This window comes from Curtobacterium sp. MCPF17_021, assembly GCF_003234605.2.
In the GTDB taxonomy this organism is placed as follows: domain Bacteria; phylum Actinomycetota; class Actinomycetes; order Actinomycetales; family Microbacteriaceae; genus Curtobacterium; species Curtobacterium flaccumfaciens.
Genome location: NZ_CP126252.1, coordinates 1,924,705 through 1,940,089, shown reverse-complemented (window position 1 = coordinate 1,940,089; position 15,385 = coordinate 1,924,705). Strand labels below are relative to the sequence as shown.

General features: G+C 74.1%; 14 protein-coding genes. 9 read left to right on the top strand and 5 right to left on the bottom strand.

Going from position 1 to position 15,385, the window contains the following annotated elements; translation table 11 throughout:
* The first annotated feature begins 35 nt into the window (after window positions 1-35).
* On the top strand, window positions 36-641 hold the full coding sequence (locus DEJ29_RS09200) for a hypothetical protein (protein ID WP_146248275.1): 606 nt from the start codon (window positions 36-38) through the stop codon (window positions 639-641).
* Between the two features lie 230 nt (window positions 642-871).
* On the top strand, window positions 872-2,233 hold the full coding sequence (locus DEJ29_RS09195) for an MFS transporter (protein ID WP_181438052.1): 1,362 nt from the start codon (window positions 872-874) through the stop codon (window positions 2,231-2,233).
* A 620-nt stretch (window positions 2,234-2,853) separates the two neighbouring features.
* Here the strand turns inward: DEJ29_RS09195 and DEJ29_RS09190 are convergent.
* Both DEJ29_RS09190 and DEJ29_RS09185 read right to left on the bottom strand, forming a co-directional pair.
* A complete protein-coding gene (locus DEJ29_RS09190; RefSeq protein WP_111093992.1) occupies window positions 2,854-4,935 on the bottom strand; it encodes an MSCRAMM family protein in 2,082 nt (693 codons plus the stop codon).
* 208 nt (window positions 4,936-5,143) lie between these two features.
* On the bottom strand, window positions 5,144-5,623 hold the full coding sequence (locus tag DEJ29_RS09185; RefSeq protein ID WP_111093991.1) for an NUDIX hydrolase: 480 nt from the start codon (window positions 5,621-5,623) through the stop codon (window positions 5,144-5,146).
* A gap of 176 nt (window positions 5,624-5,799) precedes the next feature.
* Here DEJ29_RS09185 and DEJ29_RS09180 point away from each other — a divergent pair, with 176 nt between their 5' ends.
* Window positions 5,800-6,669: a universal stress protein gene (locus tag DEJ29_RS09180; RefSeq protein WP_111093990.1), complete on the top strand. Its 870-nt coding sequence runs from the start codon at window positions 5,800-5,802 to the stop codon at window positions 6,667-6,669.
* Here DEJ29_RS09180 and DEJ29_RS09175 read toward each other — a convergent pair.
* The 3 genes from DEJ29_RS09175 to DEJ29_RS09165 all read right to left on the bottom strand — a co-directional run bounded on the left by DEJ29_RS09175 (window position 6,626) and on the right by DEJ29_RS09165 (window position 9,158).
* Window positions 6,626-7,582 (bottom strand): SGNH/GDSL hydrolase family protein, encoded by a 957-nt coding sequence (locus DEJ29_RS09175; RefSeq protein ID WP_146248274.1) that lies wholly within the window; start codon window positions 7,580-7,582, stop codon window positions 6,626-6,628. The two genes, DEJ29_RS09180 and DEJ29_RS09175, sit on opposite strands and share 44 nt — an antisense overlap.
* A 185-nt stretch (window positions 7,583-7,767) precedes the next feature.
* Window positions 7,768-8,124, bottom strand: coding sequence for a PRC-barrel domain-containing protein (locus DEJ29_RS09170; RefSeq protein WP_027465587.1), 357 nt, complete (start codon window positions 8,122-8,124; stop codon window positions 7,768-7,770).
* A 50-nt stretch (window positions 8,125-8,174) separates the two neighbouring features.
* Complete coding sequence (locus tag DEJ29_RS09165; protein WP_111093988.1) at window positions 8,175-9,158, bottom strand: glycosyltransferase family 9 protein; 984 nt, start codon at window positions 9,156-9,158, stop codon at window positions 8,175-8,177.
* Window positions 9,159-9,258: 100 nt separating this feature from the next.
* Here DEJ29_RS09165 and DEJ29_RS09160 point away from each other — a divergent pair, with 100 nt between their 5' ends.
* From DEJ29_RS09160 to DEJ29_RS09135, 6 genes are all read left to right on the top strand, one after another.
* Window positions 9,259-9,816 carry a D-glycero-alpha-D-manno-heptose-1,7-bisphosphate 7-phosphatase gene (locus tag DEJ29_RS09160; RefSeq protein ID WP_111093987.1) on the top strand — a complete coding sequence of 186 codons (558 nt, stop codon included), beginning with the start codon at window positions 9,259-9,261 and terminating at the stop codon, window positions 9,814-9,816.
* On the top strand, window positions 9,813-10,892 hold the full coding sequence (locus tag DEJ29_RS09155; protein WP_111093986.1) for a glycosyltransferase family 9 protein: 1,080 nt from the start codon (window positions 9,813-9,815) through the stop codon (window positions 10,890-10,892). Before DEJ29_RS09160 ends, DEJ29_RS09155 begins: the two co-directional genes overlap by 4 nt.
* An 87-nt stretch (window positions 10,893-10,979) precedes the next feature.
* Entirely contained in the window at window positions 10,980-11,981 is a 1,002-nt protein-coding gene (locus DEJ29_RS09150) for a glycosyltransferase (RefSeq protein WP_111093985.1), read from the top strand.
* Window positions 11,978-13,306: a glycosyltransferase gene (locus DEJ29_RS09145; protein WP_071244668.1), complete on the top strand. Its 1,329-nt coding sequence runs from the start codon at window positions 11,978-11,980 to the stop codon at window positions 13,304-13,306. The genes DEJ29_RS09150 and DEJ29_RS09145 overlap by 4 nt, the downstream gene beginning before the upstream one ends.
* Window positions 13,303-13,926 carry a D-sedoheptulose-7-phosphate isomerase gene (locus tag DEJ29_RS09140; RefSeq protein WP_110863760.1) on the top strand — a complete coding sequence of 208 codons (624 nt, stop codon included), beginning with the start codon at window positions 13,303-13,305 and terminating at the stop codon, window positions 13,924-13,926. The genes DEJ29_RS09145 and DEJ29_RS09140 overlap by 4 nt, the downstream gene beginning before the upstream one ends.
* Window positions 13,923-15,356: a PfkB family carbohydrate kinase gene (locus tag DEJ29_RS09135; protein WP_258375865.1), complete on the top strand. Its 1,434-nt coding sequence runs from the start codon at window positions 13,923-13,925 to the stop codon at window positions 15,354-15,356. The genes DEJ29_RS09140 and DEJ29_RS09135 overlap by 4 nt, the downstream gene beginning before the upstream one ends.
* Window positions 15,357-15,385 lie beyond the last annotated feature (29 nt).

Here is a 15,385-nt window from a genome sequence, read left to right as displayed (position 1 = left end):
CCGCCAGTTCGGCGGCAGTGCCTGCCGGAGCCGACGTGTCGGAGGTGACCGACGGCGGTGGGGGCGACCACGTCGACGACGCGCGGGGCGTCGGCGGGGACGAGCCGGGCCTCCAGGCCGAGCCGACCGGACGGACCCGGTGGCGGCGGTGGTTGTGGACGGAGCGACCACGCGCCTGGATCGCGGGCGGCGCGGCTGCGGCGGTGGGCGTCGCGTTCGCCGCCGGGACGCTCGTCGGGACCGCGCAGCCCGACGTCGCCGCAGCGCCGAGCGTCACGCCGACAGCGGGTACGATCACGCTCGAACAGCTGCTCGACGTCCCGCAGACGTACGCCGACCAGCTGCCGGGGCCGGTCGCCGCGCCGGTGAGTCTGCACACGACGCGACTGGTCTTCACGAACCGGGCGCTCGATGGCGGGACCGCCGAGACGCCCTGGAACGTCTGGGCCGGTATCGGGACCGACCGGTCGACGATCTGCCTGGTGGCGACGGCGGACCGCATCGAGTCGTCGACGGCGTGCTTCCCGCGCCAGGCGGCGCTGCACGGATCGGTGTCGATGTCGGCGCAGTCCAGGAGCGGCACGTTGACGATCGAGCTGCGTGGTGGCGGTGTCCAGGGCCGGGTGACGAACGAGTACTGAGCGGGCGATCAGTACCTGAGTGTTCCGTTGGAGCGCTCCGATGTATTTGCTGGATGCCCTCGCGAGAGTCGTTCCATCGTGCAACACTGGATGAGCGCACTCGTCGTGGAGTCGTACCCACATCATCCACATCCGCCAGCGAGCGCGCCCCGCAGACCCTCCCGGTCACCGCCGTCAGAACGATCGGCATCGTCGCGCGCTCCACCGTGCCTCGCAAGGAGGTCAGCAGCGTGTCCACCAACACCACCACCTCGGCCGTGTCGACCCACACGCGGCCGATCACCGTCACCAGCCAGTCGATCGTCGGCATCGCCGTGCTCGGACTGGCCACGTTCTTCGCCATCACCACCGAACTCATGCCCGTCGGGCTGCTCGGCACGATGAGCGCCGACCTCGGCGTGACCGAGGCCACCATGGGCATCGTCATCACCGTGTACGCCGCGGCCGTCGCGCTCCTCGCGCTGCCGCTCACCGCGTTCACCGCGAAGCTGCCCCGCAAGACCGTGCTCGTCGCCACGCTCGTCGGCTACACCGTGTCGAACCTGATGGTCGCGCTCGCACCGTCGTTCGCCGTGGTCTGCGCCGGACGCGTCGTCGGCGGCATCGCGCACGCACTGTTCTTCTCGGTCGCCTCGGCGTACGCCACCCGGATCGTCCCGCCGCGGCTGGCGGGACGGGCGATCGCGTTCGTGTACTCGGGCAGCTCGCTCGGGTTCGTGCTCGGCGTGCCCGTCGCGACCTGGGTGGCGCAGCACATCGGCTGGCGCCAGGCCGTGTTCTCCGTCGGTGTCGCCGCAGCGGCACTCGCGGTCGTCGCCCTGCTGTTCCTGCCCGCCGTCCGCGGTGCCTCGTCGCCGCACATCGGGTCGCCGAAGGCCTGGGCGCGCACCGGGCTGCTGTCCGTCGTGATCGCCGACATGCTGCTTTTCGGCGGGCACTACGTCGTCTACACCTACATCGGGCCGTACGCGATCGACGCTGGGCTCGACGCCGGCATGGTCAGCGGGGCGCTGCTCGTGCTCGGTGGCACCGGTGTGGTCGGGCTCTGGCTCGCCGGCATGTTCGTCGACCGTGCGCCCCGGCAGACGCTGATCGCCTCGGTCGCCGTGATGGTCGTGGCCTTCGCGACGATGCCGTTCGTGCACGGCTCTCTGATGGGGACGATGGTCGTCGCGGGCATCTGGATGGCCGCGAACGGCACGACCGGCACGCTCTTCATGGCCGCGGCGATCCGTGCCGGAGGCGTCTCCCCCGACATCGCGGGCGCGCTGGTCAACGGGGCGTCGAACATCGGCATCGCCGGTGGTGCGGCGTTCGGCGGGCAGGCCCTCGGGATCGTCGGGCTGCAGTACCTGCCGTTCGCCGGTGCCGCGGTGCTGGTCGGGGCGCTCGGGGTCGTCGTGCTGGCGCGCCGTGGGTTCCCGGTGCACTCGCACGCGCAGGAGCACCTGTCGACCTCGTCCATCGAGGCGATCACGTCGTCGCTCGCGGTCGTCACCACGTCGGTGCCGGTCGTCGGGCGGGCGATCCAGACGGTCACGGGGTCGATCGGTGTCGTCACGGGTTCGGTGCGGCGGCCGCGGACGCGCTAGGGGCGGTGCGGGGGCCGCGGGCGCGGGTGCGTTCGCTGAGTGGTCACGACATGCCGTTGGCGGGGCTTCGGGGTCGCACGAACTGTCGTCTGACGGGTCGGCGGGCGACGGTTTCTGACCCCTCGGCGTCCCCGCGGCGGCGCGTTGTGCGGTTGCGGCGAACGCGCGCGGTGCCCGGCCCCCGAGTGGTCACGACATGCCGTTGGCGTGGCGTCGGGGTCGCACGAACTGTCGTCTGACGGGTCGGCGGGCGACAGTTCGTGACCCCTCGGCGGACGCGGGGCGGCGTGTTGTGCGACCGCGACGAAGGCGTGCGGCCCGGCGCCGAGTGGTCACGACATGCCGTTGGCGGGGCGTCGAGGTCGCACGAACTGTCGCCTGACGGGTCGGCGGGCGACGGTTCGTGGCCCCTCGGCGAACGCGGGCGGCGTGTTGTGCGACCGCGACGAAGGCGTGCGGCCCGGCGCCGAGTGGTCACGACATGCCGTTGGCGGGGCGTCGAGGTCGCACGAACTGTCGTCTGACGGGTCGGCGGGCGACGGTTCGTGGCCCCTCGGCGAACGCGGGCGGCGTGTTGTGCGACCGCGACCGCGACCGCCGCCACCGCGCCCGCCGCGCGGTCAGTCCTGTAGGTGGTCCGTGCGGCGGCGGTTGCGCACCGCGCGGTAGGTCAGCAGCGCCGCACCGAGCAGCACGAGCACCCCGGCGGCGATGAGCCCCGGCCCGAGGTCCGCCCCCGTGTACGCCAACGGTCCACCGTCCCCCGCGTCGCCCTGGCCCGGGACCGGCGCGGAGCCAGAGCCCGAGCCGGCAGCAGGGCTGGTCGGAGCCGCCGAAGCAGAGCCACTCGGCGACGGCGACGGAGCAGGAGCAGGCGCCGGACCCGCCGCGGCCCGCACCACGAACGCCAGCGGCGTCGCGGCCCCGGACTCCGGGGTGACGACGGTCGCAGTCTCGGCCCCCTCGACGTCGACCGAGACGGCGTACTCGGTCGTGGGCTCCAGGCCGGTCAGGTCGAACGCACCATCGTCGTCCGTGACGACCGACACGGGATCGCCGGACTGTGGGTCCGTCGGAGTCGCGACGACCTCGACGTCCGGAACGGGTTCGCCGTTCGTGTCGACGACCGTGCCGGGCTGGTCGGTCGTGACCTCGGCGGCTGCGGCGGCGGAGGCGAACGGCAGGTCGGACGCAGCACGCTCGCCGGCGACGGCCGTCACACCGGTGTTCGAGGTCGCCCCGGTCGCCCCCGGCGCCGGTCGTTCGGTCCGGACGGTGTACGTGCCCGCCGCAGTGGCGAAGACGTAGCGACCGTCGGCATCGGTCACCGTCGATGCGACCACGGCGCCTGTGCCGTCGACGAGCTCGACGACCGCGCCGGCGGGCACGGGTGCACCGTCGAGCGAGACCAGACCCGCGACCGTCGCGACGTCGGCGGCCGGGGCGTCGATCTCGTCGGGGACCGCGGGTGCCGCGTCGACGTCGCCGGTCGTGATGGTCACGGGTGGCTCGTCGGCGACGGACACGTCGAGGTCGGTGTCCGACGGCAGGTCGGAGCCGGTGTAGACGCCGTCGCTGTTCGTCGTCGTGTCGACGAGGACGTCCCCGGAGTCCGGGTCGGTGATGACGACCTCGAGGTTCGAGACCGGTCGGCCGTCCTCGTCGACCACGGTGCCGATGACCGACACGGTGTCCTCCGGCGACGTGAACGCGAAGTCGGCCTGCTGGTCCACGCCGCCCGGTGAGCCTGCCTGGGCGAGGGAGACCCTCGTGGGCTGGTCAGGGCCCTCGGCACCGTCCGGCGGGGTGATCTCGACGCGGTAGTTCGCAATCACCGGCAGCTGCGGGAACGCGTAGGTGCCGTCGGGGTTGGTGGTCGTCGTGTAGACGGTGCCGCGCGGAGCGGTGACGCGGACGATCGCCCCGGGGATGGGTGCTCCGTCGAGGGTCGCCGTGCCGGTGATCGCGGCGGTGCGGTTGGCGAACCAGGTCTGGTACACCGGGAACCCGCTGCGCTGCTGGTACGTGATCGTCAGGCTGGTGAGCGAGACGGTCGGCGTGAACCAGGCCGTGGCGCCGGCGGTGTCGACCGCGCCGGTGTTGCCCGTGAGGGTCCGGGTGGCGGGGTCCCAGGAGGGCAGGTCCTGCCCGGTCGTACCGTCGGGGTCGGCGGTGCACGACGGCCCTCCGGCGACGGCGGCCGAGCACGAGTTGTAGGAGCGCACGTAGCCGAGCTGCTCCGCGGTCGCGGCGCCACCCCCGGAGACGGTGGCCGAGATGGTCGCCCGGTCCGCGTCGACGTCGCCGAGCACGAACGACCAGCTCTGGGCACCCGGCGTCGGCTCGGCGAACGTGTAGGTGGTCGTCGAGGCCCCGGTCGTGGGCGAGTCGACGTTCGGTCGCTGGTTCATGTAGGTCTTGCCGCGGCTGGTCCCGTAGACCGCGCCCGACGGGGTCGATGCCGACTGCCAGGTCGATGCCCCGCTGACGACGGTCGACTGCCGGGAGTCCGACGTGAAGGTCGTCTCGGGGAACCCGGCGAGCGTCATCGTGCCGGTGTAGGCCCGGCTCGCTCCGCTGAGGGTGAAGGTCCCCCAGTTGCCGACCGGCTCCGCCGACGCACTGGTCGCGCCGCCGATCGCGAGTCCTGCTCCGAGTGCGAGGGCCGTCAGCCCAGCCGTGACCGCGCGCCAGCGCCGCATGTGTACTCCCCTGCTGTGGCGCCGGAGAACCCGACACGCTCTCAGACTATCCAGCGGGCGCGGCTCGTGTCCGGGGCACGACACGAGTAAGAAAGTCCCGCCGAGTGGACGCGACATGCCGCGTGCCGGTCGCCGGGTGGCCGAGAAGTGTCGGCTGGAGGGCCGCCGGACGACAGTTCGTGACCACTCGACCAAACCGAACGGCGCGTCAGGAACCGCCAGCACCGCAGCCCAGCGCCACCAGGGCGTCGAGCGCAGCGACCTGCCCGGCCACCAGCAGCTCCCGCGCCTCGTCGAGGCCGACCCACCGTGCGTCGTCCACCTCGGGTACCTCGACGAACCGCCCCGACCCGCGCGGCAGCTCGAGCCGCACGGTGTTGCTCCGCACGGTGTCGACCGAGAACCCCGACGCCCGTGCCGCGAAGACCCGCACCCGCTTGCCCGACGCCTGCCGGAACTCCCCCAGGTCGGTCAGGTCGGCGGCGGTCACCGGGGCGGACACGCCGATCTCCTCCGCGAACTCGCGCAGTGCGGTGCCGAGCGGCTCCTCGCCCGCCTCGACCAGGCCCTTCGGGATGGACCAGGCACGCGGCCGGTTCCGCCAGAACGGTCCGCCCATGTGCGCGAGGAAGACCTCGGGCCCGGACGGACCGGTCCGGTGCAGCAACAGTCCGGCGCTCACGACCACGTCCCGAGACTACGCAGACCCGGCCGGGAGGCCCGGATCACCACACACACGCCGCGCACCACCCGACGTGCCCGGTTCCACCGCCGGTTCCCCACACCCGCGCCGGGAGTACCGTGTGGCGCACGGAGCGCCGTGTGACGCCCCCGGAGGACCTGCGATGGAGGAGGCCGATCGGGATGGACGAACGATGGACGACGGTGACGCTGGCCGCGGACGCCGCGATGCCGCACGACGAGGCGCTGCGGTGGATCGCCGCCCGCGCGGACAGCGGGATCGAGCGGATCCGGATCATCGGTGCCGACCCGGCGATCGAGGGCCCCGGACCGGTCGCCGACCGCCTGGCCGAGGCCGCTCGTGCCGCCCTGCCCGGAGTCACCGTCGAGGTGCACCGGCACGCCGGGCCGTTCGCCACCGCTGTGGTCGAGGAGTCCGACGGCGGTGACCTCCTGGTGATCGGGACCTTCCGGAGCCGACGGGGTTCGACCGCCGGCGGCGACCCGGCGCGGGTCGCGGTCCGTGCGGCCGTGCCGACCGTGATCGTCCCCGAGGGCCCGCACCCGATCGACGGCGACGTGGTGCTGGCCGTCGAGGAACCCATCGACGAACGGGCCGTCTCGATCGCCGTCGCCGAGGCCGTCCGGCTGCACCGACGACTGACGCTGCTCCGGGCGTGGGAGATGCCCGTGCTGACCCGGACCGGGCTCACCGACTTCGCCGAGGATCCCCTGCGGTGGCGCGCCCGGAACGCCGAACTGCTGCAGCGGGTCACCGAGGACCTGACCGCGCGGTTCCCGGCGGTGCGGATCCGGCCGCTGCTCGTGGAGGGGCACCCGGGGCACGCCATCGCATCGCGCACCCGGCGGGCGTCGCTCGTGGTGCTCGGACGGGGGCACGTGCGGGTGCTGTCCGGCGCACTGCTCCACGACGTCGTCCGTGAGACGGCGGCTCCGGTGTGTGTGGTCCCTCCGGCGGCGCACACGGACAGCGCGGGGTCCGAACGGGTCAGCCGGCGAGTTCCCGGATCGCGTCGGCCATCTGGTCGGTGAGGTACGCGACACCGCGGCCGTTCGGGTGCAGGGCGCCGGCCTTGAGGTCGATGCGTCGCAGGTCGCTCGAGCCGGTCAGGCTGACGCCGGCGACGTAGCGTTCGTCCGCCGGGGCGCAGGCCGAGTGGGCCTCGGTGCGTTCGAGGACGTCGACGAACCGCACCCCGGCGGCGTCGGCGGCGGATGCGGACACCGCGTCGAGCTCCTCCTGGACGCCGTGGAGGTACGCCACGTCGTCGTCGGTGAAGGGGAAGGTGTCCGAGGGGAACGATCCCGCGAGCGTGCCGAGGTCCAGCGCCGAGCGGAAGCATCCCTTCGCCGGGGTGTGCTCGGCGTCCGGGAAGATCGCCGGGTACCCGAGGAACACGACGACGGCGTTGGGCGCGGCCCGTTGCACCGCTGCCAGGGTGTCGGCGATCCCGAGCGCGACCCGCGACTGGATCTTCACGCTGAGCTGGTCCTCACCGTCCTGCACGAGCGTGCTCTCGCACGACGGCGCGTCACGTCCGGAGAACACCGGGCCGTCAGCCGAGATCGCCAGGCACGACGCGGCCGTGCCGAACAGGTCTGCGTCGTTGCCCCCGATCGTCAGGGTCACGAGCCGGGTGCGCGTCGACAGCGACTCGATCTGCGGGGGGACGCCCGTGAACTGGTGTCCGGTCGTGACGTCCTCGCTGGTGGCGCCCGCGCACGTGACGTCGGTCAGGTCGAGGCCGAACCGCGCCGCGAGCCGGTGCGGGTAGTCACGGGCCGACTGCACGCACGCGCTCGTGGGCAGCCGGGTCCGGTCGCCGAGTCCGTAGCCGGCGGAGTACGAGTCACCAAGGGCGACGTACTCGCTGCCGGGCGGGAGGTCGGCGAGCGATTCGGTCGGGTCGTCCGGCACCGGGTAGGGCTGCGGGACGGGCCACATCGGCGCGGCCGACGCGGGTCCCACCGGCCCCGGTGCCGCGACACCGGCCACCACCAGCCCGACGACGGCGACCGCCGCCAGGGCGGCGAGCAGCGTCGTACGGGCGGTGCGGAGCAGTTGCGGCCTCCGGGCGGGTGCGGCGGATCGGTCGGTCGGGTGGGGTCGGTCGGTGGGGCGGGACGGGCTCAGCGGCGTCCGAGTCGGCGTTCGCCACCGCTGCCGGTGCGGTACTCCAGCCCGTAGTGCTGGAACAGCTCGGGCTCGGTCGCAGCGTCGAGCTCGCCGTCGGTGGAGATCGACGGGGCGTCCTTGACGAGCTTCTTCGGGAACGTCACGCGCAGGTGCTTCGGGGCGACCGTGGCGCCGAACAGCGGGACGAAGACGAGCTTCTGGAACCCGACCATGCCGGTGGTCAGGGCACCGAACGCCGGCTCGGACGTGGCGGTGTCGTAGTAGATGCTCTCGAGCGTGCCGACCTTGTCGTCGGCCTCGTCGACGACCGGCAGACCGATCCAGTCACGGATGTTCGCGGCTTCGAACACGAAGGACTCCCTCCGAGCATCCGGCAGGTCCGGGTGGCTCTCGGTCGACGCTACCGCCCGGCCGCCTGAGCGGTCACCCGGAGCCGGTCCACCGCGCCGAGCACGTCGTCCGCGGTCACGGCCAGGATCGCCGGGTCCGGGTCCTCGGCGAAGACGTCGCCGCGACGGACCGAGGCGTCGGTGAGCACGATGTGCGGGCCGGTCGACGGCGGGCCCCACGCCTCGGGCGGGGCCGGGCCAAACAGCACGACCGACGGCACCCCGTACGCGGTCGCCAGGTGCGCAGCGCCGGTGTCGACCGTGACGACGAGCCGCGCCGCGGCGATCACCGCGGCGAAGGCCTGCAGGTCCAGGGTGCCGGCCAGGACCGCCTCCGGCGCCAGGCCGGCCGCGTCGGCGACGGCGCGGGCGCGCACGACGTCGTCCGAGCCTCCTGTCAGGACCACGTCGGCACCGCGCGCCCGGAGCCCGCGCACCACGTCGGCGAAGCGGTCCGTCGGCCAGTGCCGCGCACCGTGGAAGGCACCCACGTGCACGACGGCCGCGTCGGCGACCACCGGCGGCTCGGCGGGGCGGTCGATGTGCACCTCGGTGGCGTCCGCCTGGATGCCGTGCCACGTGAGCAGGTCCGCCCAGCGGTCGCGCTCGTGCACGTCGTCCGGCCACTCCGGGCCCTGGTAGTCGTGGGTCGGGTCGGCGTGCCCGATGACCCGGCGCGGGGCGAGCGCGGCGACGAGGTCCGAGGACTCCGGGCCGGCGCCGTGCAGGTTGACGGCGATGTCGACGGCAGCATGCGGCACCGCGATCGGGTGGTCGAGACCGTGCTGGGCCAGGTGGACGTCCACCGCCGGCACGAGTTCGACGACCGGCGCCAGCCACGCCGTGGTGGCCAGGGTGATGCGGTGGTCGGGGAACGCGCGGCGGAGCGCGTGAAGTGCGGGGACGGCGACGAGCAGGTCGCCGAGCTTGATGGCACGGAGGACGAGCAGTTCCGGGCGTCCGTCGGGTTCGGGCAGCTTCTCGAAGGCGGTCACCGCCGCGACGGTAGACCCGACACGCTGACGGTCCTACCGGGACCGCGCTCCGCGGCTCTTCCTGGGGCGGTCCCCGGCCGTGGACCGGTAGTCACGGAGCATGGCCCTCGCACCGGACCGCGTCATCCGCGGCCTGCTCCTCGACCGCGACGACACCCTCGTGGTGGACGTCCCGTACAACGCCGACCCGCACCTGGTCGTCCCCGTCCCCGGTGCCCGCCGCGCCGTCGACCGGGCGCGTGCCGCCGGGTTGCAGCTCGGCGTCGTCACGAACCAGTCGGTGATCGCGAAGGGCATGGCCACGCGCGAAGAGGTCGACGCCACCAACGCCCGGGTCGACGAGCTCGTCGGCCCGTTCGACGTGTGGTGCGTCTGCCCGCACGACGCCGGTGACGACTGTGCCTGCCGGAAGCCCCTGCCCGGGATGGTCCTCGACGCCGCCGAGCGGCTCGGCATCCCGCCGGAGTCGATCGTCGTCGTCGGTGACATCGGCGCCGACGTGCAGGCCGCCCGGAACGCCGGCGCGCAGGGGATCCTCGTGCCCACCCCGCGCACCCGCGCTCAGGAGATCGACGAGGCCGACACCGTCGCCGCGGACCTGGACGAGGCCGTCACCCTGGTGCTCGAGCACATCGGCAGCGTGGCGGACCGGGCGTGAGCGCGGGTCGGCGCGTCCTCGTCGCCCGGCTCGACTCCTTCGGCGACGTCCTGGTCGCCGGCCCCGCGGTGCGCGCGGTCGCCGCCGGTGCCGCGCACGTGACGATGCTGTGCGGACCGCAGGGGGCGCCGGCCGCCGACCTGCTGCCCGGCATCGACCGGGTGCGGGTGTGGGCGGCACCGTGGGTCACCGAGACCGCACGCCCGATCGACGACGCCCTGCTCGCCGAGTTCCGCGCGCTGGTCGCCGAGGAACAGCCCGACGAGGCCGTCGTCCTGACGTCCTTCCACCAGTCGCCCCTGCCCCTCGCGCTGCTCCTGCGCCTGGCCGGGGTCCCCCGGGTCTCCGGGGCCTCGGTCGACCACCCCGGGTCGCTGCTCGACGTGCGGCTGCGCCCCGGCGAGGACCTGCCCGAGGACCTCCCCGAGCCCGAGCGCGCGCTGCGGATCGCCGAGGCGGCCGGGTTCCGGCTGCCGCCGGACGACGACGGGAGGCTCGCGGTGCGCCACGACGCCGTCCCGCCCCCGCCCGTGGCCGGCCTCGACCGCTACGTGGTCGTCCACCCCGGAGCCAGCGTCCCGGCACGGTCGTGGCCGGAGTCCCACCACCGTGCGCTCGTCGCCGCCTACGCCGAGCGCGGCGTCCCCGTCGTCGTCACCGGCTCCCCCGGCGAACGCGCACTGACCGCCGCCGTGGCGGGCGACACCGGCATCGACCTCGGCGGCCGCACCAGCCCCGCCGAACTCGCGGCCGTCCTCGCCGGCGCCGAGGTCGTCGTCGTCGGGAACACCGGTCCGGCCCACCTCGCCGCGGCCGTCGGGGCGCCCATCGTGAGTCTGTTCTCGCCGGTCGTCCCCGCCGTGAAGTGGGCGCCGTACGCCCCGCTCGTCGAACTGCTCGGCGACCAGGCCGCACCGTGCCGTCTCAGCCGCGCTCGCGAGTGCCCGGTCCCCGGCCACCCGTGCCTGTCCGGAGTGCGCATCGCGGACGTCCTCGCCGCTCACGAACGGCTCCTCGACCGCGTTTCGCGGACTGATCGGAGAAGTCTGCGGGGCGGCCCAGAAGGCGCTGCGTAGCGTGCGCCACTGCTTCTCCTGCTCCTTCTCCTGCTGCTCCGGCAGCGGCGGGGAGCGACCCCATCGACACCGACCGGAAGGCCCTGCATGCGGATCCTCGTGTGGCACGTGCACGGCGGCTGGATGGACGCCTTCGTCCGCGGCCCCCACGAGTACCTCATCCCGACCACCCCGGCCCGAGACGCCTGGGGACTGGGCCGCGGCGGGCGCGACTGGCCGGACTCCGCGATCGAGATCGACCCGGCCGACGTCGCCGAGGCCGAGGTCGACGTGGTCGTCCTGCAGCGCACCGAGGAGCTCGAGGAAGCCCGCCGTCTGCTCGGCGGACGCGACGTGCCGATCGTCTTCGTGGAGCACAACGCCCCCAGGGCCGACGTGCCGAACAGCCTGCACCCGATGCGCGACCGCGACGACCTGACGATCGCGCACGTGACGCACTGGAACGCCCTGATGTGGGACTGCGGGACCACCCGGACCACCGTCGTCGAGCACGGCGTCGTCGACCCCGGCGCGCTCTACACCGGGTCGCTCGAACGCCTGGGCGTCGTCATCAACGAACCCGTCCGGCGCAACCGCGTCGTCGGCACCGACCTGCTCCCCCGCTTCGCCGAGGTCGCCCCGGTCGACGTCTGGGGCATCGGCACCGAACGGCTGCCGGAGCTCGGCTTCGGCGACCGCGTGGTCGCGCAGGGCGACGTCAAGGCCGACCCCATGCACGCGGCGCTGGCCGAACGGCGGGCCTACGTGCACCCGAACCGCTGGACCTCGCTCGGCCTGTCGCTCATCGAGTCGATGCACATGGCCATGCCGGTCCTGGTGCTCGCGACGACGGACGCGGCCCGCACGGTCCCGGGTGAGGCCGGGGCGATCGCGACCGACGTCGAGGAGCTGGTGCGGGCCTCCAGGCTGCTGCTGGAGGACCCGGACGAGGCGCGCCGACGGGGGCTCGTGGCGCGTGAGGCCGTGCTCGCACGGCACGCGCTCGGTCGGTTCCTGGCCGACTGGGACGACCTGCTCGACGACGCCGTCGCGCGCGGTGCGCGACGGAACCGTGCGGCGGGAGCCGCGCTCGAAGGGAGCCTGCGATGAAGATCGCCATGGTGTCCGAGCACGCGAGTCCGCTCGCCGTGCTCGGCGGGGTCGACGCCGGTGGGCAGAACGTCCACGTCGCCGAACTGTCCGGTGCACTGGCCGACCGCGGCCACCACGTGACCGTCTACACGCGGCGCGACGACGCGTCGCAGCCCGTCCGCGTGCCCCTGCGCCCCGGTGTGGACGTCGTGCACGTCGACGCCGGTCCCGCGCGTGCCGTGCCGAAGGACGAGCTGTTCCCGTTCATGGGGACGTTCGCGTCGGTGCTCGCCGCCGAGTGGTTCCTCGACCGTCCCGACGTGGTGCACGCGCACTTCTGGATGTCCGGCCACGCCGCCCTCGACGCGGTGACGCAGGTGCAGGCCCGGACCGGTGGCGTGCGGATCCCGGTGGTGCAGACCTTCCACGCTCTGGGTGTCGTGAAGCGCCGGCACCAGGGTGCCGCGGACACCAGCCCGGCCGAGCGCGAGTGGGTCGAACCCGCCGTCGGCCGGAGCGTCGACCAGGTCGTCGCGACGTGCTCGGACGAGGCGTTCGAGCTCAAGGCCCTCGGTGTCCCGCTGCACCGCATCTCAGTCGTGCCGTGCGGCGTCGACGTGTCGCTCTTCCGTCCGGACGGCCCCGTCGAAGAGCGCGACCGTCCGCTCCGGGTGCTCACCGCCTCACGACTCGTGCAGCGGAAGGGCGTCGGGACGACGATCGCCGCTCTCGCCGCGCTGGTCGAACAGGGCCGCGACGTCGAGCTCGTCGTCGTGGGCGGTGCCGGCGTCGCCGGTGCCGACCTGGTGGACGACCCCGAGTACCAGCGCCTCGACACCCTCGCCCGGTCACTCGGCGTGCGCGACCACGTGACGTTCCGCGGGCAGCTCGGGCAGCACGACATGCCCGCCGTCTACCGCAGCGCCGACGTCGTCGTCTGCGCCCCCTGGTACGAGCCGTTCGGCATCGTGCCGCTCGAGGCGATGGCCTGCGGCCGCCCGGTGGTCGCGTCGAGCGTCGGCGGGCTCATCGACACCGTCGTCGAGGACGCCACCGGCCTGCACGTGCCGCCGCGCGACGAGACCGCGGTGGCTGAGGCCGTCGGCGCACTGCTCGACGACCCGGAGCGCCGCGAGGCGTACGGCCGTGCCGGTCGACAGCGTGCCGAGTCCCGCTACACGTGGCAGAAGGTCGCGGCCGACAGCGAGCGCGTCTACGAGCGCCTGCTCGCCGGCGCGACCTCGTCCGCCAGCACCACCGGGCCCGCCGCCGGCCGCTCGCGCACCACCCACGCCGGCCGGGTCACCCGCGCCGCGCAGTCGACGGAGAGGACCGCACGATGACCATCGACCAGCAGACCGGGATCGAGGACCGCGCCGTCACCGACAGCGCCCGCGTCGTCGTCGACCACGTCGCCGCGTCGGTCCCCGTGATCGCCTCCCTCGTCGACCACCGGGACCACATCGCCGAGTGGGCGGACGACATCGCCGGGCGGCTCGTCGCCGGACGTCGGCTGCTCGCCGCGGGCAACGGCGGCTCGGCTGCCGAGGCGCAGCACCTGACGTCCGAGCTCACCGGCCGCTTCGAGGGCGACCGGCCCGCGTACTCGGCCATCTCGCTGCACGCCGAGACCTCTGCCGTGACCGCCATCGGCAACGACTACGGCTACGACCAGGTGTTCGCACGGCAGGTGTCGGCGCACGCCCGTGCCGGTGACGTCCTCGTGCTGCTGTCGACGAGCGGCAAGAGCCCGAACCTGCTGCGGGCCGCCGAGGCCGCACGTGCCGTGGGCGCCCGCTCCCTCGCCCTGACCGGCTCCGGACCGAACCCGCTCGCCGACCTGGTCGACGACGCGATCTGCATCGAGGGGCCGTCCGCCAACGTGCAGGAGGCGCAGCTCGTCCTGGTGCACGCGCTCTGCAAGGCGATGGAGCCGACGCTGCGTCGCGGGGGCCGTCGATGAGCGGGCCCGCTGCCGTCGCTCCGCGTTCCGGTGCTGCCGGTGGCCGTGCCGCCGCTCCGCGCTTCCGCATCGCCGTCGTCGGGGACACCCTGCTCGACGTCGACGTGTCCGGTACGAGCGAACGCCTGAGCCCGGACGCCCCCGTCCCCGTGGTGGACGTCGCCACCGACGACCGCCGTGCCGGTGGTGCCGGGCTCGTCGCGACCATGCTCGCCCGCGACGGCCACGACGTCACCCTGGTCACCGTCCTGAGCGACGACGGCCGTGCCCAGGAGATCCGCGACCTGCTCCCCGACGTCACGATCGTCGCGGGACCGTCCGGAGTCCCCACCCCCGTGAAGACCCGCGTGCGCGTCGTCGACCACGCCCTCGTCCGGATCGACGAGGGCTGCGCGACCCCGTCCGTGCCCGAGGCCACCGACGCGATGACCGCCGCCCTCGACGGCGTCGACGCGATCGTCGTCGCCGACTACGGCCGCGGGGTCGCCGCTGCCCCGGCACTGCGTGACGCCCTCACCCGTGCGGCCGAGCGCCTGCCGGTGGTCTGGGACCCGCACCCCAAGGGCGCCGCGCCCGTCCCCGGCACCACCGTCGCCACCCCGAACGCTGCCGAGGCGCGACGCTTCACCGACGTCGAGGGACACGGTGTGCCCTTCGCGACCGTCGCCGCCGCCCGGCTCGTCGAACAGTGGCAGGCCGGCGCCGTCGCCGTGACGATGGGTGACCGCGGTGCGCTGCTCGCCGACGCCCAGGGCGACAGCCGCTTCGTGCCGGCTCCGTCCGTCAGCGCCGGGGACCCCTGCGGCGCCGGCGACCGGCTCGCCGCGGGCGTCGCCGTCGCACTGGCGTCCGGCGCGGACGTCCCCGACGCCGTCTCCGCCGGCGTGGTCGCCGCATCCGAGTACCTGGCCGCCGGTGGCGTCACCGCGCTCTTCGCCGACGACGGTCCCGCGCCGCTCGCCGTGCCCGGGGCCGACCGGGACGCCATGCGCCTGGTGCACGACGTCCGGAGCGCCGGCGGCACCGTCGTCGCGACCGGAGGCTGCTTCGACCTGCTGCACGCCGGGCACGCCCGCACCCTGTCGGCCGCCCGTGCGCTCGGCGACTGCCTGGTCGTGTGCCTCAACTCGGACTCGTCGGTCCGCGCTCTGAAGGGCCCGGACCGGCCGATCATGACCCAGGACGACCGGGTCGAGCTGCTCCTGGCACTCGACTGCGTCGACGCCGTCGTGGTGTTCGACGAGTCCACCCCCGACGAGGCCCTGCGCCGCTTCCGCCCGGACGTCTGGGCGAAGGGCGGCGACTACACCGCGAGCGAACTGCCCGAGACGGCGACCCTCGCCGAGTGGGGTGGCCGCGTCGTCACCGTGCCGTTCCACCCGGGCCGCTCGACCACCCGGCTCGCCGCCGCGATCGAACGCGTCGGCTGAGCGTCGGCTCGCCGTCCCACACCCGCTCG